At 42.8% G+C, this 24,028-nt stretch carries 18 protein-coding genes and 1 pseudogene; 10 read left to right on the top strand and 9 right to left on the bottom strand.

Annotation, left to right across the window (positions count from 1 at the left end; genetic code table 11):
- Window positions 1–309, top strand: a 309-nt coding sequence (locus LC586_RS43380) for a hypothetical protein (RefSeq protein ID WP_229482589.1), incomplete at its 5' end; no start/stop codon positions are given.
- 3 nt (window positions 310–312) lie between these two features.
- On the opposite strand, the gene lpdA is transcribed toward LC586_RS43380, so the two are convergent.
- On the bottom strand, window positions 313–1,743 hold the full coding sequence (gene lpdA / locus LC586_RS01305; RefSeq protein WP_229482588.1) for a dihydrolipoyl dehydrogenase: 1,431 nt from the start codon (window positions 1,741–1,743) through the stop codon (window positions 313–315).
- A 559-nt stretch (window positions 1,744–2,302) separates the two neighbouring features.
- Here lpdA and LC586_RS01300 point away from each other — a divergent pair.
- The 9 genes from LC586_RS01300 to LC586_RS01260 all read left to right on the top strand — a co-directional run bounded on the left by LC586_RS01300 (window position 2,303) and on the right by LC586_RS01260 (window position 14,882).
- On the top strand, window positions 2,303–2,548 hold the full coding sequence (locus LC586_RS01300; RefSeq protein ID WP_229482587.1) for a hypothetical protein: 246 nt from the start codon (window positions 2,303–2,305) through the stop codon (window positions 2,546–2,548).
- A gap of 396 nt (window positions 2,549–2,944) precedes the next feature.
- Window positions 2,945–4,720 carry an SWIM zinc finger family protein gene (locus LC586_RS01295; protein ID WP_229482586.1) on the top strand — a complete coding sequence of 592 codons (1,776 nt, stop codon included), beginning with the start codon at window positions 2,945–2,947 and terminating at the stop codon, window positions 4,718–4,720.
- 501 nt (window positions 4,721–5,221) lie between these two features.
- The gene (locus LC586_RS01290) at window positions 5,222–7,057 is read left to right on the top strand and encodes a ShlB/FhaC/HecB family hemolysin secretion/activation protein (protein ID WP_229482585.1); all 1,836 of its coding nucleotides are present in this window, start codon (window positions 5,222–5,224) and stop codon (window positions 7,055–7,057) included.
- A 563-nt stretch (window positions 7,058–7,620) separates the two neighbouring features.
- Window positions 7,621–10,257 carry an EAL domain-containing protein gene (locus LC586_RS01285; protein ID WP_229482584.1) on the top strand — a complete coding sequence of 879 codons (2,637 nt, stop codon included), beginning with the start codon at window positions 7,621–7,623 and terminating at the stop codon, window positions 10,255–10,257.
- A gap of 176 nt (window positions 10,258–10,433) precedes the next feature.
- Window positions 10,434–11,354, top strand: coding sequence for a histone deacetylase family protein (locus LC586_RS01280; RefSeq protein ID WP_229482583.1), 921 nt, complete (start codon window positions 10,434–10,436; stop codon window positions 11,352–11,354).
- A 658-nt stretch (window positions 11,355–12,012) separates the two neighbouring features.
- Complete coding sequence (locus tag LC586_RS01275) at window positions 12,013–12,150, top strand: hypothetical protein (RefSeq protein WP_167407653.1); 138 nt, start codon at window positions 12,013–12,015, stop codon at window positions 12,148–12,150.
- 177 nt (window positions 12,151–12,327) lie between these two features.
- Window positions 12,328–12,774 (top strand): tellurite resistance TerB family protein, encoded by a 447-nt coding sequence (locus tag LC586_RS01270; RefSeq protein WP_229482582.1) that lies wholly within the window; start codon window positions 12,328–12,330, stop codon window positions 12,772–12,774.
- 210 nt (window positions 12,775–12,984) lie between these two features.
- Window positions 12,985–14,340: a UDP-N-acetylmuramoyl-tripeptide--D-alanyl-D-alanine ligase gene (locus LC586_RS01265; RefSeq protein WP_229482581.1), complete on the top strand. Its 1,356-nt coding sequence runs from the start codon at window positions 12,985–12,987 to the stop codon at window positions 14,338–14,340.
- Window positions 14,337–14,882: a GNAT family N-acetyltransferase gene (locus tag LC586_RS01260; protein WP_229482580.1), complete on the top strand. Its 546-nt coding sequence runs from the start codon at window positions 14,337–14,339 to the stop codon at window positions 14,880–14,882. Before LC586_RS01265 ends, LC586_RS01260 begins: the two co-directional genes overlap by 4 nt.
- Before the next feature lie 114 nt (window positions 14,883–14,996).
- Here LC586_RS01260 and LC586_RS01255 read toward each other — a convergent pair whose 3' ends face one another.
- From LC586_RS01255 to LC586_RS01220, 8 genes and pseudogenes are all read right to left on the bottom strand, one after another.
- On the bottom strand, window positions 14,997–16,961 hold the full coding sequence (locus LC586_RS01255) for a bluetail domain-containing putative surface protein (protein WP_229482579.1): 1,965 nt from the start codon (window positions 16,959–16,961) through the stop codon (window positions 14,997–14,999).
- An 822-nt stretch (window positions 16,962–17,783) separates the two neighbouring features.
- On the bottom strand, window positions 17,784–18,119 hold the full coding sequence (locus tag LC586_RS01250; protein WP_109007125.1) for a hypothetical protein: 336 nt from the start codon (window positions 18,117–18,119) through the stop codon (window positions 17,784–17,786).
- Window positions 18,120–18,324: 205 nt separating this feature from the next.
- Window positions 18,325–18,726 carry a fasciclin domain-containing protein gene (locus tag LC586_RS01245; RefSeq protein WP_118166018.1) on the bottom strand — a complete coding sequence of 134 codons (402 nt, stop codon included), beginning with the start codon at window positions 18,724–18,726 and terminating at the stop codon, window positions 18,325–18,327.
- Window positions 18,727–18,973: 247 nt separating this feature from the next.
- Entirely contained in the window at window positions 18,974–20,290 is a 1,317-nt protein-coding gene (gene trmFO / locus LC586_RS01240) for an FADH(2)-oxidizing methylenetetrahydrofolate--tRNA-(uracil(54)-C(5))-methyltransferase TrmFO (RefSeq protein WP_229482578.1), read from the bottom strand.
- A gap of 170 nt (window positions 20,291–20,460) precedes the next feature.
- Window positions 20,461–21,277: pseudogene (locus LC586_RS01235) on the bottom strand (Rpn family recombination-promoting nuclease/putative transposase).
- Between the two features lie 143 nt (window positions 21,278–21,420).
- Window positions 21,421–22,191 (bottom strand): 3-methyl-2-oxobutanoate hydroxymethyltransferase, encoded by a 771-nt coding sequence (panB, locus tag LC586_RS01230; protein ID WP_100900847.1) that lies wholly within the window; start codon window positions 22,189–22,191, stop codon window positions 21,421–21,423.
- 146 nt (window positions 22,192–22,337) lie between these two features.
- On the bottom strand, window positions 22,338–23,444 hold the full coding sequence (locus tag LC586_RS01225; RefSeq protein ID WP_229482577.1) for a ligand-binding sensor domain-containing protein: 1,107 nt from the start codon (window positions 23,442–23,444) through the stop codon (window positions 22,338–22,340).
- Window positions 23,445–23,507: 63 nt separating this feature from the next.
- The gene (locus tag LC586_RS01220; RefSeq protein WP_229482576.1) at window positions 23,508–23,747 is read right to left on the bottom strand and encodes a hypothetical protein; all 240 of its coding nucleotides are present in this window, start codon (window positions 23,745–23,747) and stop codon (window positions 23,508–23,510) included.
- Window positions 23,748–24,028 lie beyond the last annotated feature (281 nt).

Genomic DNA, 24,028 nt, shown 5'->3' with positions numbered 1-24,028 from the left:
GTTGGGAGTTGGGAGTTGGGAGTTGGGAGTTGGGAGTTGGGAGTTGGGAGTTGGGAGTTGGGAGTTGGGAGTTGGGAGTTGGGAGTTGGGAGTTGGGAGTTGGGAGTTGGGAGTTGGGAGTTGGGAGTTGGGAGTTGGGAGTTGGGAGTTGGGAGTTGGGAGTTGGGAGTTGGGAGTTGGGAGTTAGGAGTTAGGAGTTGGGAGTTGGGAGTTGGGAGTTGGGAGTTGGGAGTTGGGAGTTGGGAGTTGGGAGTTGGGAGTTGGGAGTTGGGGATTATTAATTCCTCACTCCTAACTTTTCACTTCTAACTTTTAGATGGCGATCGCTCGTTTATAAGCTTCGTCCAGCACTTCCGAAAGTGTCGGGTGCGCGTGAACTAGATGTGCGAGACTTTGGACAGATTGACGGTTTGCGATCGCAGCTGACGCTTCATGAATTAAGTCTGAGGCGTGCAGTCCGAAAATGTGAACACCCAAGACTTCTCCGGTGTCTTTGCGATATATCACCTTGGCAATACCATCGGCTTCATTTTCTGCCAACGCTTTGGAATTCCCTTTGTAGTAACTCCTACTTGCGGCGATTTCAAACCCTTCGGTTTGTCCTAACTCCTTAGCTGCGGTTTCTGTTAAGCCCACATAGCTAACTTCTGGGTGGGTAAACGCCGCCGCCGGGATGCTGCGATAGTCTACTATTCTTTCCCTCCCAACTATGTTTTCTACGGCGATGATGCCTTGAGCAGAAGCCGCATGTGCCAACATCATCTTCCCATTAGCATCGCCAATTGCCCACAAATGCGGTACTACTTCACCGGCTGATAGTACTGCCATGCGATCGTCAACTGGGATAAAATTCCGCCGATCAACTTCCACACCCACAGATTCCAAACCAAGATTTTTGGTCGCCGGGATGCGTCCTGTAGCCACCAAGCAAGCATCTACTTCGATGACATCTACATCTTCTTTAGTTTTGAAATCTGCTAATTCAATCACCACTGGTGAACCAGGGATGACTTTTTTAGCGTATATCCCGACTTTCGTTTCAATATCGCGGGGAGTAATCAGTACCCGTTCGGCAAGTTTGGCAATGTCTCGGTCAAATCCTGGCATTAACTGATCTAGGGCTTCAATCAAGGTGATTTCACAACCCAAAGCTGAGTAAATATCAGAAAATTCTAAGCCGATGTAACCACTGCCAATAATTGCCACCCAGTCTGGTAGCGACTCCAACTTAACGCCTTGATCGCTGGTAAAGACAGTTTTGCCGTCTACTTCAATCCCTGGAGGCACAAAAGGAATTGAACCAGGGGAAAGGATGATGTCTTTGGCTGTGATAGTTTTTTCACCGCCGTCTCCGGTAACAGAGACTTTTTGCGCCCCAGCGATTTTTCCCCAACCGTTGATAATATCGACTTTTAGACGTTTGAGGCTGTTGGTTAAGTCGCCTTGAATTTTCGAGACAAGATTATTAGCATGATTAGCGATCGCTTGGCGATCAAATTCCACGCTACCAATTTGAATTCCCAATGACTTTAGGTGGTGGGCATTACGTAACTCCCGCACACGTCCAGATGCTGCCAGCAGCGCCTTAGAAGGAATACAGCCCCGATTAACACAGGTTCCTCCCATATCAGCAGCTTCAATAATCGCTGTTTTCAGACCGCAACTTACGGCGTGTAAGGCTGCGCCATGTCCGCCTACACCAGCGCCGATAATTACTAAATCGTAATCAAATCCTTGACTCACGTTAGTTTCCCCGTGTGCTTCGCCTATTTATTCTCAACTTGACCGACAATTAGCGCAACCCCTTTAACAGTTATCAGTTATCAGTTGTCAGTTTCGTTGCTGGGTTTAAGCCTTTAGCACACAGTTATCAGTGAACACTGGTAACTGGTAACTGATTTAAATCCCCTACCATACGCCTGATAACTATTTACTGATTTAACGTTCGGGTGTTGCTAACTCAAATTATGATTCACTCACTTCGGGCGAAAAGATGGATGTTTTCAGTAATTATAGTCAAATCTAGATACTTATTTTTTTTTATACTTCAACAAAGGGAGCAGGGGGCAGGGGAGCAGGCTTGCCGTGAGCGTAGCCGAACGGGAGCAGGGAGAGTTAGAAGTTATATCATGTCCGCATAATTAGTTATGATTCCCACAGTCATTGCACCCCACCCCGCCAAAGCTACGCTTTGTCTCCCCTCCCCGCAAGCGGGGAGGGGATTAAGGGGTGGGGTTCTTCGGGTTTAATAAGTAATCAAGCGGACATGATATTAAAGCATTAAAGACTCGTTCATCCACCTTTGATACTCGTTCATCCACCTTTGATACTCGTTCATCCACCTTTGATACTCATTAATCCACCTTTAATACTCATTAATCCACCTTTAATACTCATTAATCCACCTTTAATACTCATTAATCCACCTTTAATACTCATTAATCCACCTTTGATACTCGTTCATCCACCTTTGATACTCGTTCATCCACCTTTGATACTCGTTCATCCACCTTTGATACTCATTAATCCACCTTTGATACTCGTTTAGGGACTTCCAAATAAAAAATACTCAAAAAACTTCCTTATTCCTCTGTGTCGCGCCAGTTGCTTCAAGTCGGGGAACCCGCCCAACGCACTGGCTTCTCTGTGTCTGGAGTGGTTCGTTTATTTGGATAATTTATTTCTTGGAAGTCCCTTATCCACCTTTGATACTCATTAATCCACCTTTGAACCTCAAAGCTTCCAATGCCCAATACAACTCTTGGAGAGGCTGCGCCCTAAGCGTAGCTATGCCGCAGGCTTTACGGCTTCTCTACAAGACGCACTCGCGTTCGCTCAGTACAAGTGCCCCATGCCCATAACTTTAAATTTCTTTACAGCGCGTTAGCCTAACACTAAGCTGGATTTAAGATTCATCCAGAAGATTTACGCAGGCGATCGCTCGATGTCTATTCCCCAAATTAGTGAATTTACTATCCGCCGTCATGCCAACGCCAAATCTTTCCAACGGGGCGAGGCATACTATGAGGCTGGTGCTGTCAATACAGTTACCCAACGTGGCGATCTGCTTCAGGCAGATGTTGTAGGCAGTGAAGCCAAACCTTATCATGTCAACCTGAGTTTCGATAGCAGTGGCTTAACCTCAGTAAACTGCACCTGTGCCTACAACCTTGACGGGTGGTGCAAACACATTGTAGCGACGATGCTTGTTTGTGCGCGTAACCCAGAAAACATTGAGCAGCGCCCCACCCTCGAACAACTACTTAATCACCTGGATTATTTCCAAACTCAAAAACTGCTGCAAGAGTTGGTAAAAGAATACCCACCACTAATTGAGGCGATTGATCGCCATGTAGCTTGGATGACTAATCCTGCTACCCAGCAAAAAAACACAAAACCTGTGCTTCGCATCACTATTGATCCGGCTCCCTTTCGGCGGCAAGTGCGGCAGATTCTCAAAAATACCGTGCGCTACTTTGAGGAGGGGTACGAAGAAGACCCAATTGGTGAAGAATTGCTGAGTGTAGTGGAAACTGCGGTAGATTTTAGTGAACGGGGAGAGGGTGAAAATGCGATCGCTATTTTAGAAGCGATTACCTCTACCTGTGTGGAAAATTGGGATGATGTTGCAGAATACGGTGCCGAAAATGATGAACTTATCGGGGAATTAAATAATGCCTGGTGTGAAGCAATTCTCAGTGCTGAACTCACCCCAGAAGAAAAAGTTGATATTCAAATAAATTTAGAAGCTTGGCAAGATGAGTGGAATGCTGATTTTGGCATGATTATGGAGGCTTTACGCCAAGGTTGGGATTATCCACCACTGGTGCAAGTTCTCCAAGGTAATATTACCGAAAGGGGAGCTTGGGAAGAAGACGTGCCAGACTATGCGGATGATTTGGCACTAATTCGGCTAAAAATCCTCGAACGTCAGGAACGTTACCAAGAATACTTATATTTAGCAGAAGCGGAAGGGCAAACCCAGCAGTATCTGACAATGCTAGGGCGTTTAGGCAGGGTAGAAGAAGCAATTGATGCTGCTCAAACCCAGATGAACTCAATAGAAGAGGCTTTTGCCCTAGCGAAAACACTAAGCGTTCAAGGGGCATTACAGCAAGCACTAAATATAGCCCAGAGTGGATTAAATTTACCGGGTAATTGTCAGTACGAATTGGGGATTTGGACAAGTGATTTGGCTATTACGCTGGGTAATAGTGAAGCTGCTTTATTAGCAATCAAGGCGGCTTTTCAAGTGAAGCCCTCCTTTTTTGACTACCAGAAGATGGCAGAATTGGCTGGGAAAAACTGGGAAGGTGTCAAAACAGAGCTGGTGAGAATTATCCGTACTGATAGTCGTGGGGGCATAGAATCAGCCAAGGTGGATATATTTTTGTATGAGGGGCTAATTGATGATGCAATTGCGATCGCTAGTGAACTCAGTTCTTATAATTCAGAATTGATTCACCGAGTCATGGATGCTGCTATCCCTCACAATCCTAATTGGGTGATTGCTAATGCTCGTCGCCGTGCCGAAAAGATTATAGATGCAGGTAAAGCCGAATACTACTACTACGCAGTTGAATGGTTGAAAAAGGCACGTAATGCCTACTTGAAATCTGGAAATAAAGCTGACTGGTTAAGCTATCGCCAAAACTTGATGCAAACCCACGCTCGTAAACGTAAATTGATGGGAATGTTTCAGCAAAGGGATATGCAGTAACCCTAAGAGGATGTTTGAAAAGTCCTTTTGTCGGTATCAAAAGTTCTAGATACCTCTAAATCCCCCGAGAAATTGCAGGGCTGTTTCATTCCCTAAAGAGCTTTAAAAATCAAGGGTTCTAGCAATTAAAAATTGGTTATTTTGTTACCAGCGTGCCGATAAAAGGAACTATTTTACTGATATTTAAGTGCTTAAATATTCATCTCATCATCACCCTTCCTTCCAATTTTCTCGCTAACCATCTTGACAAATCCTGTTTGAAATGGAATGAAATAGCCCTGCTACTCCCCTCCCGCAGCAACAGATAATTCCAATATATCTGCTTGCTTATGCAGATCGAACACCATCAATGCTTTTAAGTCTGCAATAACTAGTTGATTTAGCTTTTAAATTGAAATTTGCCCAAGATATCAACTTTAGTGACAAAAGATGAAGTAAGATTCACATCTGAAACAGTCCCCGTATAATTCCATAGTTTCTAACAAAAAATAGTCCGGTACGATGATTGATAAATATCCTCAAAATCTTATAGTGTCCTGCTTACCGCTGAGTATGCTTCTATTACTCAGCAACATAACTTATAGTCCACTGAAAGCTCAGGCTGTTGATACTACACAATTACCAACTAGTAATTTTTTCCTGTCACAACAACTCCCACCACCACAGGATGTCCAACCACCCTCACCTGAACTCCCACCACCACAGGATGTCCAGCCACCCTCACCTCCCCCACTTCCCTCACCTGAACCACCACAACCACTCCCCCCGCCAGCAGAACTATTTCCTCCCTCTGCGCCAACTCCCACACCTGAAGAACCACTCCCTGGCAACTTTCCTCAAAATATTGTTGTTGAACGGTTTGAAGTTGTTGGTAGCACAGTCTTCAGTCCCGAAGAGTTAGCCCTCGCCACTGCTGAATTTACCAAACGACCGATCTCACTGACCCAAGTGTATCAAGCACGTTCTAAAATTACTGATTTATACGTCCAAAATGGTTACATTACTTCTGGTGCTTATATCCCGCCGCAAACAATCCAATCCGGTGTTATAAAAATTCAGGTGGTCGAAGGTAAATTAGAAGATATCCAGGTAACTGGAACTCGGCGGTTGAATCCGAATTATGTCCGCAGCCGACTAGCAATAGCTACATCAGCACCTCTGAATCGGCAACGTCTACTAGAGGCATTGCAACTTTTGCAACAAAATCCTTTGATTCAAAACGTCTCTGCTGAACTCACCGCAGGATCGCGGACTGGTACGAGTCTCTTAGAAGTCAATATCAGCGAGGCTAAAACCTTTAGTAGCCCAATAGTTCTTGATAATGGGCGATCGCCCAGTGTTGGCAGTTTCCGCCGCCGATTACAATTGAATGAAGCCAACTTACTCGGATTGGGAGATAGCCTGAGTTTAGGATACACCAACACTGATGGTAGCAACTCCTTTGACGCTAGTTACACATTGCCTCTTAATCCCCGCAACGGAACGCTTTCCTTCAACTATGGCACTACGTCGAGTAATATCATTGAACCTGGTTTCGCTTTTTTAGATATCGAATCGGCATCTCGCTACTACGAATTAACATTCCGTCAGCCCATAGTCCAAACCCCCACACAAGAATTCGCTCTTGGGTTAACAGCTTCTCGACGCGAAAGTGATGTCTCGTGGAGACTACAGAGAGAATTTGGGGTTCCCCCCTCTGACCTTTCACCTGGATCTGATGAACAGGGACGCACTAGGGTATCTGCCTTGCGATTTTTTCAAGAATGGACGAGTCGTAACAGCCGTGAAGTCTTCGCCCTACGCTCTCAATTTAGTTTGGGTATAGATGTGTTGAATGCCACGGTTAATCAAAATCTTCCCGATAGCCGTTTTTTTGCTTGGCAAGGGCAAGCGCAGTGGGTACGCCTTTTAGCTCCTGAAACTTTACTTTTACTTCGTTTAAATACGCAACTAGCATCCACAACACTATTACCTATAGAGCAAATTGGCTTAGGTGGACAGGATAGCGTTAGGGGTTACCGTCAAGATTATTTGCTTACAGATAATGGCACTTTTGTTTCTGCGGAAGTTCAAGTACCGATTCTGCGCTTACCCCAGATAGATAGCATATTACAGGTTGTCCCGTTTTTGGATTTTGGTGTTGGCTGGAACAGTTCTGGTGGAGAGAATCCCGACCCTAATACTCTAGCTGCTGTTGGTCTGGGGTTGCGTTGGTCACAAGGCGATCGCTTTACCGTTCGTCTTGACTGGGGCATTCCTTTAGTATCTGTTAACTCGAATGATAGAACATTACAAGAAAACGGATTGTATTTTAGCTTATTTTATAATCCTTTTTAAAATTTAGGAATCTCCGGCTACACCGATCAGGGTTAGCGATGAGAGGATGTCAATTCCTGCCTTGCTCTAATCTATAGCACTCCTATTTGATTGCGTGAAAAAACTCGCCCTCAACTCGAAAAGGCTGATTCCCTACTCCCTACTCCCTGCCTATCGCGCTTCTCTGCGAGACGCTTCGCGAACGCGCACCACGCAAAGAAGTTCAGAAATCAAATCGGATTGCTATATTTCGCAAAATTCCGTAAAACAGAACTATTTGACTGATTAAAAAATTAAAATCAGCCCGTTATTTAATTCAGAGTTTCCTCACCACTCAGAATGAAAATCCGCAAATATACCATGTGTTCTATTCAGTGTTTGATTTTATTCTGGGTATCCTAAGAAAGACAAGGTTAGATGATATGGACGAAGAGGGGAAATTTATAACTTATGTATGAGTAGAGAAAACAGCTAGAACTTCTACCGTAAAACTGATTAAACAATTAGCCATCTCATTAGGTATTGGAGTGGGAGTAGGATTTTTCAGACTAAGACATAAAAATATGAGAATTTGAGGAACAGCCATGCTAGGAAACGAGCGGGAAAAAATACGCCATCTGCTGGTCATCCAAGACCTGCAAGGCCGGCAAACTGTCCCCTTGCGAGAGACTACTTATTCTCTGGGGCGGCATCCCGCAAACACTATTATCTTGTCTTCCCGGTCAGTATCAATGCAACATGCTATTTTATTGCGAGTAACTGTTCCAGAGACTGATCAATATGGCTTCCAGATTATTGATGGCAACTATAAAGGGAAAGGGAGTACTAATGGCTTATTTGTCAATGGCACTAAATGCTTCTCCCATAATCTCAGAAATGGAGATGTCATTGCCTTTGGCAGTAATCAAGCTCAAGCTAAATATTATGCTATTTCCAACATTTCAGAAGAAGCATTTTCTGAATCTTTTGATGTTGAAGACTTATCTGGTTTCCTATCAGAGCAAGGCAGTCCTGCCAATCCTTTTCAAACTTTAGCTATCGATCCCAGCTTTGAAGTAGCTAGTGAGTCTGCCCTAGCTCGCCTAGCATCCTTCCCTGAACTTATCCCCAATCCAATCATTGAGATGGATTTGGAGGGAAGAGTCACTTATCTTAATCCAGCCGCAACTCTCAAGTTTCCCAAACTTAGGGAAATTGGAATAAAACACCCGATTTTAACAGGACTCCTGAGTACAGTTAAGAATCTAGAAAAAAATTCTTTTGTGCGGGAAGTGGAAGTAGGTACAGAAGTTTTTGAACAATCCGTTCTCTACCTTCCTGAAAGTGATTTAATTAGAACTTTTATTATTAGGGATATTACAGAGCAAAAACAAGCTACAGCCGAACTACGTCAGCGCGATCGCTTGCTACAAGCTGTTGCAGAAGCTGCCAATTATTTGCTAGGGGAAATGAATTACGAAACTGGTATTGATCGAGCTCTAGCTTTAGTGGGTGAAGCTGCCAAAGCAGATCGTGCCTATCTCTTTCAGAACCATCCTCATCCTGCTACAGGGGAAATAGCAGTCAGCCTGCGGTTTGAATGGACACATCCTTCTATTGAATCTAGTTACCAATATTGGCAGAATCAGCCTTATCAAGGTTCTGGATTAGCTCGTTGGTACGCTGTTCTCTCTAGCGGCCAGTCGATTAGCGGACTCACGCAACAATTTTCTACCGCCGAACAAGAATTCCTGATTCGAGATGGCATTCAATCCCTTCTCCTGGTACCTCTTTGCTTGGAGAAAGAGTTTTGGGGTTACCTTGGCTTGGCAGACTGCACCTTTGAGCGTCATTGGTCAAAGCACGAAGAATCTACCCTTTTAACGATGGCCGCCAGTATCATTGGTGCGCGGCAGCGTCAGCAAGTAGAAGAAAAGATTCGCTATCAAGCCCTACATGACATGCTGACAGGGTTGCCCAATCGCCTACTATTTAATGAGCTGCTTAATAAAACTCTCCCCAACGCCACTCGGAATGGTGAAAGTTTAGCTGTGATCTTCCTCGACCTGGATCGCTTCAAAGTGATTAATGACACTCTGGGGCACACTCTGGGAGACCAATTGTTACAAAGCGTCGCTCAAAGATTACAAGGCTCACTCAGAGGCGGAGACACTATAGCCCGTTGGGGAGGTGATGAGTTCACTATCTTACTCCCACGAGTCAATGATACTGAAGAGGTAACCCAGTTTGCGTATAGAATGTTACAAACATTGGAAGATGCTTTCCATCTCCAAGGGCATGAACTTTATGTGACTGCCAGCCTCGGTATTGCGTTGCTTGATAACAACAGTCCTGACGCCGAAACACTAATCCAGCACGCAGATGCCGCTTTGTACTACGCCAAAGACAAAGGGCGGAATAACTACCAATTCTACAGTGTTTCTCTGAGTGCGAAAAATCCTGAACTTCTGACTTTAGAAAAGAGCTTGCGCTATGCCCTAGAACGCAATGAATTTACGCTGTATTATCAGCCTCGTGTAAACATTGCCACAGAAGAAATTACTGGTATGGAGGCTCTATTGCGTTGGCAGCACCCAGAGATGGGATTGGTCGCACCCAGTGTTTTCATTCCCCTGGTCGAAGAAAGTGGATTAATTGTCCCTATCGGTGAATGGGTGCTGCGGACAGCCTGTATTCAAAATAAAATTTGGCAAGATGCAGGATTTCCACCCATAACGATGGCTGTCAATCTCTCTCTTAAGCAGTTTTGCCAACCCAAATTGGTGGAGACTATAGCTACAGTTTTAGAACAAACGGGTCTGGAGCCGCAGTTTTTAGAATTAGAAATTATGGAAACTACAGCTATTGAAAATTTGGATTTTACCAGAACGGTGTTAGAGGATCTACAGCAGATGGGTGTTTACATCTCCATTGATGACTTTGGTACGGGTCATTCCTCGCTCTCGCGTCTACAGCTTTTGCCACTCCACAATCTGAAAATAGATAAATCTTTTATTCAATATTTGACGCAGGATGCCAAAGTAGCCCATATTATCAAGGCGATAGTTACCTTGGGACACAGCTTGGGATTGAAGTTGATAGCCGAAGGGGTAGAAAAAGAAGAGGAACTGGAGTTTTTGAAATCTATTAATTGTGAGGATGTACAGGGCTTTTTATTCTACCGGCCACTTTCTGTCCAGAAAGCAACTGAAATCCTCGAAAGTAAACGACCAACGCTCTAGTACCGCTAGGCGGAAGTCACGCATTCACGCATTCAAAAGTATTATGGAATAAGCTCTTTAGGAATTTTAAATGGTTGCTCTATTTACTTCGTTCTGTACTAGTACTAAAGAAAAACTGTTTGTACAAGTGACGATACAATAGCATTGATTGTCTTGCTGTCAAACTTTTTCGTCCTATGCTGCCAGTCATCTATTCCGACGAATTTTTAGATCACAAGACTGGAAAATACCATCCTGAAAGACCAGAACGTTTAAGTGCGATCGCCACTGCCCTAAAAGCAGCTACATTCGCAGATAAAATTGACTGGCGATCGCCTACACCATCATCAGAACAGCCATCGCTGATGTCTGTGTTAGTTAGAGCACATAGCCCAGCCTACATCAAAAAACTTTGGCAAATCGCTTCTAGTGGCGGCGGCCCTTTGGATGGAGATACGCCAGTTTCCCCGCGTAGTTATGATGTGGCATTGTTGGCAGTCAGTGCATGGTTGGATGGTGTTGAGGCTGTGTTAAAGTCGGCTAATCCAGCTTTTGTACTGGCGCGTCCCCCAGGACATCATGCAGAAAGTGATGCGGGGATGGGCTTTTGCCTATTTTCTAATGCTGCGATCGCAGCTTTATTTGCCCTCGAACAACCCGGAATTAACCGCGTCGCCATCCTCGATTGGGATGTACATCACGGTAATGGTACTCAGGCGATCGTCGAAACCCAAGCACGCATCGCCTACTGTTCACTACATCAGTATCCCTGCTATCCCGGTACTGGAAGAGCGACAGAACGCGGCTTTCATAATAATGTATTAAATTTACCTGTACCCCCTGGTAGTGATATTGCAGTATATCAGCCACTATTTGAAAAACAGGTCGTACCCTTTTTAGCTAACTTTCAGGCGGATTTGCTGATTGTAAGTGCTGGTTATGATGCCAATGCCGCAGATCCTTTGGCAAGTATCAATTTGCAGCCAGAAGACTACGCTTTATTTACTGATTATTGTCTAGGGATAACTCGTAAAATTCTGTTTGGCTTAGAAGGTGGTTACGACTTCGGCTCTCTTTCTCAATCAGTTGTAGCGACAATTGAACATTGTTTACTTTAGCGACTTTCTTTTTTTTAGGTAAAACCTCGGAATTCCTGATTGAGTAAATTTCGTATATCCACTAAGATCATAATAATCCTATTGATATTGATTAAGTAGTCATTGGCCATTGGTGCATACCCCGTCGGTTGCCATGCCCTGAGCAAGTCGTTGGGTGGGCAGAAAAACTTTGTCTTTCATCGGATTACTTCAAACCACGTTAAAGAGTGGGCGTGGTATCTCTTGGACTAATGACTAATGACTAATAACTAATGACTCCGCGTTGTGGTTTGATTTGTGGCTCAGATTCCCGACTTCTCTAATAAACCGGGAATCTTCTTGTATCTTTCTTTTGGATTTCACAACATAGTCTGCAAAAATAGGCAATTTGTGCATACTTATTGTCACGATTATTTGTGAGTTAGTTGACTAATTTAACAACTATCTTTACGTAAAATTAGGGTGACACAACTTTTGCTCTAAAATCAACCTAAGTAATTTCTTTTACCAAGGCTTTCTAAAATTCATCAAATCTTCAGGAATAAAAAGTTTGAATGTTGTTCTGAAACAGCTAAAGTTTTGTTAAGATGCAATTGCTAGCAGTTTCTGGGCGAAATTCACCTATCGGTGTGTGGAGAAATAAAAAGTACTAGCAGCACAAATTTAAAAAGGTGAAGCAATGACCACCTACATTTTTTTCGATGAAGCCTTACGGATGTTAACCAACGCCTATTTGATATCAGTAGTACTGTTAATAGCAGCTTCTGGTATAGGTTTGGCGGTAATTGAAACCATAGAAAAGGCAGGAGAACGCTAAGTTTACAAATGGCAGTGTACTTCTTGCCAAAAGCCATTGGGTGCAGGTGTTCGCCATGAACAAATCTTGGGAATACTAAAGCATGAAAGTCTCATAGTGTTGCAGTCTTGCCTGTAAATCTACCAAACACACAGGTAACTGTAGCGCTATTGAGGCTCTAACCAAGGAGTTACTACAATGAGTCTATTAGACGCTGTGTTGGGCACAGAAAGCCAAACCCAAACAGCACTCAATCCAGCAGAAGCTTTTGCTGTCATTGTTTTGGCGGCAACAGCGTCAGACGGTTATCTTTCTGTTGAGCAGGCAAATTCTATCACTTTTGTGCTGTCTCGGATGAAACTTTTTAAAAGTTATCCCCATGAGATGATGAACAAGCTGTTTGAGAAAATCTTGGGCATTCTCGAAGGGGATGGCTTCAATACTTTATTTAATGCAGCCAAAGATTCTCTATCTCAAGACTTGCGGGAAGCAGCCTTTGCAGTAGCTACCGATCTAGTTCTAGCTGAAGGTATCGTAGCTGAAGAAGAAAAAAACTTCTTAAATGATTTATATCAAGCTTTAGATGTTTCTAGCGAGATAGCAATACAAATTGTGCAAGTAATCTTAATTAAAAACCGGGGATAGGGCGATAAGATATATGCTTAATTAAACTATATAAATAGCTTATAAACAAAGCGTGCCAAAGGAGTTAAGCTTCTTTGGCACTATTTTTGGTGTTATTGTAACTAGGCTTAGATTCGTGCCTTTTTCAATAAGTCGTAAATCTTGTTGTTCAATGCAGTATTGTGTCATAATTCGAGTTTCTAATTTTGAACTTTAAATTGTAAATTACTTATGCATTGTTCTGCCACCCTAACCCAACTGGTTGAAGTTCTTTTGGCCAGTTCTGTAAACTTATCTGAAACTGCTTTAACACAAGTAAGTTGCGGTATACAAACAGATAGCCGTACCCTGAAGCCGGGTGAAGTATTTCTAGCTTTACGAGGGGATAAGTTTGATGGACATGAATTTGTGCAAACTGCGATCGCAAAGGGTGCTTTAGCTGCAATTGTGGATTTTGAATACGAAAATCCGGGACTTCCTGTATTACAAGTAAAAGACACCCTCAAAGCATATCAGAAAATTGGCAGATGGTGGCGCGATCGCTTTAACATTCCTGTAATTGGTGTAACAGGTTCCGTAGGTAAAACTACAACTAAAGAATTAATTGCCGCAGTTTTAGGAACAAAGGGACGAGTTCACAAAACTTATGGAAATTACAACAACGAAATCGGTGTCCCGAAAACTCTCCTAGAACTTGGCAAAGAACATGATTACGCCGTGATTGAAATGGCGATGCGGGGTAGGGGACAAATTGCCGAACTGACGCAAATAGCACGTCCAACAATTGGAGTGATTACCAATGTGGGGACGGCACATATTGAATTACTGGGTTCGGAAGAAGCGATCGCACAAGCAAAATGTGAGTTATTAGCCGAAATGTCTGCTGATAGTGTGGCAATTCTCAACCACGACAATCCTTTATTAATGGCCACAGCAGCGAAATTTTGGCACGGAGAAGTTTTAACTTACGGCTTTTCTGGTGGGGATATCCAAGGGCAATTAATTGATAACGACACTGTAGAAGTTGCAGGAATCCAACTACCTCTACCTTTACCTGGTCGTCACAATGCGACTAATTTCTTGGCAGCTTTAGCGGTAGCAAAGGTATTGGGGATCGATTGGGCATCCTTGAAAGCAGGTGTAATGGTGGATATGCCCACAGGGCGATCGCAGCGATTTACTTTAGCCAACGATGTGGTAATCTTAGATGAAACTTATAATGCTGCACCAGAAGCTATGATTGCAGCGTTGCAATTATTGGCAGACACACCTGGAAAGCGGAAAATTGCCGTATTGGGTGCAATGAAAGAATTGGGAGAGCGATCGCAGCAGTTGCACCAGCGAGTGGGAGAAACAGTGCAAAAGTTGAATTTAGACGGCTTATTGGTTTTGGTAGATGGACAAGATGCCGAAGCGATCGCTCTTAGTGCCGAAGGTATCCCATCGGAGTGCTTTGCAACTCATGCTGATTTGGTGGCTAGGTTAAAGACATTTGTGCAAGCAGGCGATCGTTTATTATTCAAAGCCGCCCATTCCGTGGGACTAGATCGGGTAGTCAATCAGTTACGTGCAGAATTTTCCAGATGATACCGCTAGAAACCCAACGTCTCATACTGCGAGACTTTGTAGAATCAGATTGGCAAGCGGTTCATCAATACGCTAGCGATCGTGAGGTTGTGCGTTATTTGACTTTTGGCCCTAATAGCGAAGAAGATACCAAAAATTTCTTGCAAAAAGAGATTTTATTGCAAGGGGAAGAACCTCGTCAGCATTTTGCCTTGGCAGTAACTTTAAAAGCCCAAAAGCAATTAATTGCTATTTGTCGAATTTCTACTCTAGATACTGATAACAAAATAGGCTCTATTGGATACTGTTTTAGTAAGGAATTTTGGGGACAAGGATATGCAACTGAAGCTGTAAAAGCAGTTGTATCATTTGGTTTTCAGGAGTTAGGCTTACATCGCATTTTTGCGACTTGTCACCCAGAAAACATTGCCTCAGCACGAGTTATGCAAAAAATTGGAATGCAGCAGGAAGGATATTTGCGAGAACACCATTGCATTAAGGGAGAATGGCGAGACTCTTGGCTATATGCCATCCTTGAGCATGAATGGAGAAGCGTCAACTAACTAGGGATACCCTAACCGCTTTTTGACTTCAAAGCGATCGCTTTTCCTCATCTCTGGTGATTTATTAGTGGGTGCAACCCGCCAATACCAGCAAATTTTTTGAAGTAATTAAACTTAGACAATGGCTAAGTTAGTTAAGTTGCCTTTGTAACCACTAATCTCAATCACGGCATCCGTGAGAGCAGAGAATCCATTTGTACTATCATTCAGTACCAGGAAAGTTCGCTGATCATTGCCTGTACCAAAGGTAAAAGTTACCGCACCTATACCCACAAAATCAAAACCACTTTTAGTCACTATTTGTTGTAAATCTAACAGATTTAGACTTGCAACAGTGCCAAGTTGAAACACATTATTAGCTGAAACTGCATTCAAACCATCAATTTTATCTTCACCGATCTTGAGATCAGTAATCACATCAAAGCCAGACAGCAGTGAATCGCTCAGGCTGTTAAATACAAATTTATCAGCACCATTACCACCTGTAAGGATATCACCACCAGCGCCGCCGTTGAGGATGTCATTACCGTTATCACCAATTAGTTTGTCATTTCCTGCTAATCCAAACAGTTGATCGTTGCCGTTTTTACCAGAAATTTTGTCATTGCCAGCATTACCTGTGAGTATATCTGTACAGTTGCCACCGTTTAAGGTTTTACCGGGAACATTTCCTTCTGTGGTAGTCTTGCTGATGAGTTGAGAGTTGGCATCATACAGATAACTGGCAACTGCATCAGTATCGCCATCGCCGTTTTTGTCAATATCTGCCGTAGTCAGTTTGCCATTGGCATCATAGTTGTAACTTGTAATCTCGTCAGCGATGCCATCATTATTTTTGTCAGCTATTTGTGCAGCTAGTTTGTTGTTAGCGTTGTAGCTGTAAGCAGTCACTTCATCAATGATGCCATCACGATTATTGTCAATCTCTTGTGAACTTAGCTTGCCCCTAAAATCGTAGATATAAGTACCAACCGCATCAACTACACCATCGTTGTTGAAGTCATAGCTGGCGGTAGCGCGTCCATAAGTAAAGGTTATGGAAAAATCAGCAATGCCGTCGCCGTTCTCGTCACGGCTTTGGGATGTCTGGTTGCCATTGGCATCATAAGTAGAGGTTATGGAGAAATCAGTGATGCCGTCGCGGTTGTTGTCTAAGCTTTGGGATGTCTGCTTGCCATTAGCATCATAAGTAGAGGTGTTAGATCTATCAACGATGCCGTCGCCGTTGTCGTCAAAGCTTTGGGATGTCAAGTTGCCATTAGCATCATAAGTAGAGGTTTCAAAATAATCAACGATGCCGTCGCTGTTGTAGTCATCGCTTCGGGATGTCTGGTTACCATTAGCATCATAAGTATAGGTTCTGACTTCATCAGTGATACCGTCGCCGTTGTAGTCAAGGCTTTGGGATGTCAAGTTGCCTTTGGCATCATAAGTAGAGGTTTCAAAATAATCAACGATGCCGTCGGCTTTGTAGTCAAGGCTTCGGGATGTCTGGTTGCCTTTGGCATCATAAGTATAGTTCGTGATACTAGCGATGCCATCGGCTTTGTAGTCAAAGCTTTGGGATGTCAAGTTGCCTTTGGCATCATAAGTATAGGTTGTCACCTCATCAGTAATGCCGTCGCTGTTGTAGTCACGGCTTTCGGATGTCAGATTGCCGTTGCTATCATAAATATAGGTTTGGATATTCTCAGCGATGCCGTCGCCGTTATAGTCACTGCCAGAGGATATCAACTTACCGTTAGCATCATAAGTATAAAAGATGGTATCAATTATGCCGTCGCTGTTGCCGTCAGAGGTTTCGGATGTCCGCTTACCGTTGGCATCATAAGTATAAATTTCAAAATAATTAACTATGCCGTCGCCATCGAAGTCTGCACGTCTGGATGTCACGTTGCCGTTGGTATCATAAGTAAAGGTGTTTCCACCATTAGGGATGCCGTTGCTCTCAAAGGTTTGCGATGTCTGGTTATAGCTGTATTTAATAACTGAGTCTGTTGTTCCATCACTGTTGTTGTCTATATTCTCAGATATCAATTTGCCATTGGCATCGTAAGTATAAGTTGTAGTTGAGGTCATAAACTTTCGTTCCTCTATTAATATCTCTATGAATACAGTTAAGTACTATAGCGTGGGTAATCGAAACTTATAACAAGTTTTCAAATATATTTCTGCTACATCAGCAATTGAAAAGATAATATACTCGAATAATTTTAATAGTAAATCTTCTTGCTCACATTACTAATGTGACATACATCATTGCGGTTTTAGACAACATAGTATGTATAAGATTTAGCCCTTGTACAATTACAACTATCTCTCAAAAGCTGAACTTGAAACCCAAAAAACATTGTTGTCAAACCCACCTCCAAAAACTAGAACAGCAGGGTTAAAAACTTATGCCCTTGGTCTTTATACCATTTCACTTTAATAATGATACAAATACGCTGGTAGGGGCATGGCAATACCCATTGGTGTCAATTTAAGCTAGACATAGCAAAACTTTCGGCTTGACTCACCCGCCTGGAACTAAAGTTCTTTGGCTTTTAGCTAAACTCTACTGAAGTAGACTAAAGATTTTTGGGTATATCTTAGTTATCAAGAGATGACTTTTGCTATTAGCAAGGAACTGAAGTTCCTTGCGGGACATAACTTTTAGGTTAAGTTGACACGTAGGGGCATGGTATTGCCCCTACGAGAAATCTATACGTATCAGGATTTTCGTGAATTGATATTAGCTATGCAGGGTTGTAATTATTGGCAGACGCACCCAAAAAGGGCAAAATTGCCGTATTGGGTGCTATGAAACAATTGTAAAGAGTGATGTCTAACGACAAGTCGAAAAAGCGTCTACGCACTAGCGAGTTGAAGAAATAGTGCGATCGCAACTATGTGTAGATTTCAGGCGTTGTTGGAAAGACTAGGGTTATTACTGTAGCGTCTTTGAAAAAGAATTGCTGCCAAATTAGTCACTAAACAGGTGATTGCTAGCCACAGCAAGATATAAGTAGGAGCCATCACCACGCCAATCTGGAACCAGGTATATACGTGCAGTATCATTACAGAAGCGAAAAAGCTAGCAATTCCAGCAGATTGCCACACTTGATACGATGGGCGACGTAACGCTACCAGGCTCATCGTTAAAATTGTGACAAGTAAGTTCGCTGGTACGAGAAATGCACAAATACTAACGCAATTGCCACGAGAGAACTCAGCTAAGGTGTTTAAATCGAGCATTAATTTGTTGGGATAGGTGTTAGCGTTTTAAGAATTTAATTTATTGTATTTTAAAATAACGAAATCAACATTAATATATGAGTGAGTAATCACATTGCAAATATAACATAATTTAAACTATTGAGTTGCGTTTTGATACTCCCAATAGTTAGTTAATTATAAAGATTTTGGATAAGTAGGGTGGAAAATACCCACCCTAGCTGAATTAACCCGGTAAAATCACCGTATCGATAACGTGTACCACACCATTATCAGCTTCGATATCTGCTGCTAAAACTGTGGCATTTTTAACTTCAAAACCATCAGAAGAACTAATTTTAATGGGTGAACCTTCCACAGAATTAACCGTACCGAGTTCTGCTAAATCAGCCTTTAGCAGCTTTCCTGGAACGACATGATACTTTAAAATCCGCGTTAGCTGGGGAATATTTTGTAATAGAGTTTGGATAGTTCCCGGTGGTAACTTGGCAAAAGCATCGTCATTTGGTGCAAAGACAGTGAACGGGCCAGGACTTTTTAATGTTTCTACTAAACCAGCAGCTTGTACAGCCGCCACCAGTGTTTTAAAAGACTCAGCCGTAACTGCAATATCAACAATATCAGCCATATATCTTACCTAGAATCTCTGCAAAAGATTTTAAAGGATAATAAACCTATTTGAAGTTTTATTAAACAAAATAAAGCAGGAGTCAGAATTCAGAATTCAGAATACTCTATCCCTTAGGGATAGAGTTTTAAGGCAAGAATATTTAATACTAGTTTCGTCCTCCTTGCGGCGAGTAAGGGAGAAGAGTTTTCTTCTCAGCAAGAGCAGTACCCCGCCCCTGGAGCCTCTTTTAAATGCCCAATGCCCATTAATTATGATTAGCCTTCCAGTTTGCTAGATCGGTTAAAGAGCGATCGCGGTAACGTCCATAACGCTCCTGCTTACTTTTGATTTTCGCACCCAGTTCGGGAAAAATCCCAAAGTTGGGCGGCATTGGTTGGAAATGCTTCGGCGAAGCGGAACTAATAAATTCTAATAACGCACCGATCATTGTTGTTGCTGGTAAAACCAAAGCTTCTTTACCCAAAGCTAATCTTGCTGCATTAATTCCAGCCAAGCAGCCACCCGCAGCCGCTGCGGTATAGCCTTCAGTACCAATCAACTGTCCAGCAGCTAACAATGTTGGACGCTCTTTAAATTGCAGAGTAGGATGCATTAGCTGAGGAGCATTAATAAAAGTGTTGCGGTGCATCACTCCCAGCCGCACAAACTCGGCCTTTTCCAAACTTGGAATTAACTGAAATATTCGCTTTTGCTCACCCCAACGCAGGTTAGTTTGGAATCCTACCATATTCCACAGTTGACCGGCTTTATCTTCTTGTCGCAACTGCACCACAGCGTAAGGACGTTCCGCTGTGCGAGTATCTGACAATCCCACTGGCTTTAGGGGGCCGTAGCGCATGGTATCTTCCCCACGCTGTGCTAGTTCTTCAATGGGTAAACAAGCTTCAAAAAATTTCGCGGTTTCCCGTTCAAAATCTTTGAGTTCTGTTTGTTCAGCTTTACAAAGTTCTTCTCGAAACCTCAAATACTGCTCTTTATTCATTGGGCAGTTGAGATAAGCGGCTTCACCTTTGTCATAACGTGATGCCATAAAAGCAACGTCACGATTAATCGATTCTCCCACAATAATCGGACTAGCTGCATCAAAAAAGCTGAGGTATTCCATCCCGGTAAAGCGGCGCAAATCTTCGGCTAAGTCGGGACTGGTTAAAGGCCCAGTTGCCAAAACCACAATTCCTTCTGGAATCGCAGACACTTCACCCCGGCGGAATTCAATTAAAGGATGATGTGCTAAAGTTTGAGTCAAGTCTTGGCCAAATTGTCCTCTGTCTACCGCTAGCGCCCCACCAGCAGGTACGGCGTGTTCATCAGCTTTAGAAATGACGATAGAACCTAGTTGGCGTAATTCTTCGTGCAATAATCCAGCCGCGCGATCGCTTGCCATTGCCCCAAAGGAATTACTACACACTAATTCTGCCAAATGTTCTGTATGATGAGCAGGGCTGAAACGTTTTGGACGCATTTCATGGAGAATTACCGGCGCTCCAGCTTGGGCTATTTGCCACGCTGCTTCAGTTCCAGCTAGTCCACCTCCAATTACTTGTATCGGTTGTTGTTCCATAGTTAAATTTTTAGTTCCTATATCATAAGTATCCATCAGGATCACAGAAGTAAAATTAAATAAAAACAGGCTAACTCATAACTACTTCTGTAAATACAACAACAGCAATTACGCTAACCTAAGATGCGTAGACAAAAAGCGGATTGTCGCCAGACATCGCTTGTCTGAACTTATTCCTTGAGAGGCTTTTGCTGTAGTGCTTGCTGGACTTGGGCAACATCCAAATCTAACGCTTGTGATATTTGTTCCACACTTAAACCCAGTGTTAGCAGTTTAGGTACAGCTTCTAATTTTGCCTCAAAACGACCTTCTTGTTTACCTTCTTCTTTGCCTTCTTGTTTAGCTTCTTGATAAACCCGTGTTTGCTTCAACTCACTTAACCCAAACATCGCCTCTATCTCCTCTCGACTTAATATTAGGCAATTTATAAACCAGAATTGTCTCTATTAATTCTAGTAATTGTTTTTGTGGCAGTTGCAAATTTACCGCTTGTTTAGTACGGTTAATTAGTTCTCTGGCGGTAGTAATAGTTGTATCTTCATTTTCAATTACTAATTTGATGGTAGCAATACCTATTGGTAGTGATGCAGCTTCACCTAGTTCATCCAAGTAAATTATACTAATACGATCGCTATTGAAGAATTCGTAGCAATCTTGTCGCTCACCAGTATCTATATTCCTTCTGGGATAAATCACCACTCCTCGCCAAGAATTTTTAGATTTATTTTGCCGCAAATAGAGAAATACTTCCGAAACTAGGCGCAAATAAATATCTGAGTCTGGTTGAAATTGAACTTCAACGAAATAAATCGGATTTTCTTCGTTTTGAGTGGGAAGAAATACACCATCTATTCTAAAGGCAGTTTGTTTGATTTCAACTGAAGAGAATTGATAGGTATTTGCAGTTTCAGGAGGATTGCCAATCAGTTCAAAGAAGATACTGGGGAATTCTTGAAATAGGCGATAAAATATGCTGTCAGTTTTCACTCTGGATGTTGTAGCACAATTTTTAACTTCAGCAATTTTATAATGTGCTGCTCTCTGATTGCATAAATTATCCCAGGTGAAAAACTAACTATTCGGCAACGTCTTGTATTTTTTGATAATAAAGTCCATGCTTTTGGAAACTGTCATGGAAATTTCCGATCGCGCACTTCCACTGCATAATCTTGCACGGCTTTGGTAATCGTCTCCCGCAAGTTGGTGTAAACTTTGGCGAATGGTGGATGCTTCTCGGTAAGTCCGAGTACATCAGAGGTAACTAAAACTTGTCCATCGCAGTGAGTTCCTGCACCGATACCGATTGTCGGAATGCTCAATTTTTGTGTAATCTGCATTGCCAAATCTGCGGGGATATGCTCTAAAACGAGAGAAAATACACCTGCTTGTTCCAGAGCGATCGCTTCTTGTAAAATCCTCTCACTCGCTTCTTGCGTTTTCCCTTGTTGTCGCAAACCGAGTTGATGTACTGATTGCGGTGTCAAACCCACATGACCCATTACCGGAATTCCAGCTTGTACCAAACGAGCAATAGTTTCTGCGATCGCTGGATAGCCACCTTCCAATTTTACCGCTTGAGCGCCCGTTTCCTTCAGTACCCGCCCAGCTGAGTGCATCGCTTGTTGGAGACTTTCTTGATACGTCAAAAATGGTAAATCTACAACCACTAATGCGCGTTTAACCCCACGACGCACAGATTTGGCGTGGTATATCATCTCATCCAAAGTTATCGGCAGTGTTGTTTCATACCCTAGAACTACTGCCATAGAGTCACCCACAAGGATTAAGTCTACACCAGCTGCATCGATGAGTTGAGCGATCGCATAATCCCAGGCCGTCAACGCCACAATTGAACGTCCCTGTTGTTTCCATTGAATTAATTGCTGGGTAGTGATTGCCATTTTCCTAAGTGGGGAGTGGGGAGTGCTGTACATGGATAGCACGGTGTTGAGCCAGTGCTGAGTTAGAAGTTAAAAGTGAGGAGTGAGGAGTTTTGAATTTAAAAAATTCTTTAACTTATAACTCCTAACTCATAACTCTTAACTAATCATTTAACGGCGCGACTGAAAGCAATATGGGGTTTTGCACTGTTAGTTTTGGGCATTAACCAAGCTAGACCTTCACTAGTGCCGATCCATAATTTATTAGCTATGTCAGGTGCAAGAGCAAGAACCCGACTAGAAGGAAGTCCAGCAACTTCTGCATCTAACACAGCTCCTGTATTTGGATTTAATCGTAACAAACCATTGTTAGTCCCAACCCAGACACTACCATCTTTAGCAAAACGTACCGCCGTCACGTCACGCCCACGCAGGCGAGTTACAGACCGTAACACTGCACCAGTTTTTGGGTTAATAACTAGCAAATTATTCGGCATTCCCGCCCAAATTAACCCTTCTGGACTGATAGCTAAAGCTTGGACAGTCGTCCCTGGTAAATCGGCTATCCGCTTCATAATCGCAGCACTAGCAGTATTTACCCGTACCAATCCATCAAGTGTACCAACCCACAGTTGACCTTCAGCATCTAAAGTCATGGTGTTGGCGCTGACACCAGGCAGATTTTTTAATGTTGTCATAATCAAGCCTTGGTCGGGACTAATTAGGGCTAAACCGCTATCAGTTCCAGTCCACAAATAACCCCGTTTGTCAACTAACAATGACAACACCCGTTTAGAAGGCAAAAATAAATTCTGCGCGGTGATTTCACTAGTACGGGGGTCTACTCGGAACAGTCCATCATAACTTCCTACCCACAAACGTCCTACTTTGTCTTGAGCTAAAGCACCAATGGCAACATTCGGTAAACTAACACGAGAAATAATCTTGCCGGTTTTAGGATCAATCCGCGATAGTCCCCGCCAAGAACCTACCCAAAGATTGCCTGTAATATCTCCTAGTAAGTTACCGACACGATAATCAGTTTCTGGTGAATGTTCTTGAACTCCTCGCTCATCGGGCAAAGGTTCTACTCGCGGTGGCGGTGCAGAAGGTGGGTAAGCAGGGGTGACATCAGATGAATTAATATCAGGGGTTTTTTGTGCCCATCCTATACTTGGCAAAGCTATCAACCCCAGCAAGATAGAAGTAGTCAATAAACTAGTACGCTTGCAAAACAATACCACGGTGACATTTCCTTTGGAGACAGTACCCATAGCCGTTACCTAAACTGGCTTTGGGTTAGTTCCAGTGTTCCCCTAGTCAGGATTTTTTAAACGTCATCTGGAATTTTCCTCAAATTTAATGGAATTGGGCATTGAGGAAATAATTCTTATAACTCCAAACTCCAAACTCCAAACTCCAAACTCCAAACTCCAAACTCCAAACTCCAAACTCCTAACTCCAAACTCCAAACTCCAAACTCCAAACTCCAAACTCCAAACTCCTAACTCCAAACTCCTAACTCCAAACTCCAAACTCCAAACTCCAAACTCCAAACTCCAAACTCCAAACTCCAAACTCCAAACTCCCCACTCCCAAAAGCTTCCATACAGTTATTGATGACACCTTGTAAAGCATCTGTAACAAAATGTTAAATCTTTATGTAATAACAAAATTAAATATATAAGTTAAAAACTTTCAAAGAATAACTTATCGAATTATTGATATATTGTGGAATAAGTTACAAATTACGTGGTGTGCAATTTTTTATCTTTACGCTCACGACTCTGCTAAATCTCTGTCAAGTAAATTCTTTTCTGGTATCTTTTCCATCAACGGAGAAGATAGAAGGAGTGTA

It is taken from the genome of Nostoc favosum CHAB5714 (assembly GCF_020829495.1).
In the GTDB taxonomy this organism is placed as follows: Bacteria; Cyanobacteriota; Cyanobacteriia; order Cyanobacteriales; family Nostocaceae; genus Nostoc; species Nostoc favosum.
The sequence above is the reverse complement of the archived record's forward strand: the minus strand, read 5'-3'. Positions and strand labels throughout refer to the sequence as shown.

Bases quoted from the DNA above. Each gene is read 5' to 3' on its own strand.
- LC586_RS01225 (WP_229482577.1), bottom strand. From the start codon at position 23,444: ATGGGTACTGTCTCCAAAGGAAATGTCACCGTGGTATTGTTTTGCAAG.
- LC586_RS01245 (WP_118166018.1), bottom strand. From the start codon at position 18,726: ATGGCTGATATTGTTGATATTGCAGTTACGGCTGAGTCTTTTAAAACA.
- LC586_RS01260 (WP_229482580.1), top strand. From the start codon at position 14,337: ATGATACCGCTAGAAACCCAACGTCTCATACTGCGAGACTTTGTAGAA.
- trmFO (WP_229482578.1), bottom strand. From the start codon at position 20,290: ATGGAACAACAACCGATACAAGTAATTGGAGGTGGACTAGCTGGAACT.
- LC586_RS01290 (WP_229482585.1), top strand. From the start codon at position 5,222: ATGATTGATAAATATCCTCAAAATCTTATAGTGTCCTGCTTACCGCTG.
- LC586_RS01255 (WP_229482579.1), bottom strand. From the start codon at position 16,961: ATGACCTCAACTACAACTTATACTTACGATGCCAATGGCAAATTGATA.
- panB (WP_100900847.1), bottom strand. From the start codon at position 22,191: ATGGCAATCACTACCCAGCAATTAATTCAATGGAAACAACAGGGACGT.
- LC586_RS01280 (WP_229482583.1), top strand. From the start codon at position 10,434: ATGCTGCCAGTCATCTATTCCGACGAATTTTTAGATCACAAGACTGGA.
- LC586_RS01285 (WP_229482584.1), top strand. From the start codon at position 7,621: ATGCTAGGAAACGAGCGGGAAAAAATACGCCATCTGCTGGTCATCCAA.
- LC586_RS01270 (WP_229482582.1), top strand. From the start codon at position 12,328: ATGAGTCTATTAGACGCTGTGTTGGGCACAGAAAGCCAAACCCAAACA.
- LC586_RS01250 (WP_109007125.1), bottom strand. From the start codon at position 18,119: ATGCTCGATTTAAACACCTTAGCTGAGTTCTCTCGTGGCAATTGCGTT.
- LC586_RS01275 (WP_167407653.1), top strand. From the start codon at position 12,013: ATGACCACCTACATTTTTTTCGATGAAGCCTTACGGATGTTAACCAAC.
- LC586_RS01295 (WP_229482586.1), top strand. From the start codon at position 2,945: ATGTCTATTCCCCAAATTAGTGAATTTACTATCCGCCGTCATGCCAAC.
- LC586_RS01265 (WP_229482581.1), top strand. From the start codon at position 12,985: ATGCATTGTTCTGCCACCCTAACCCAACTGGTTGAAGTTCTTTTGGCC.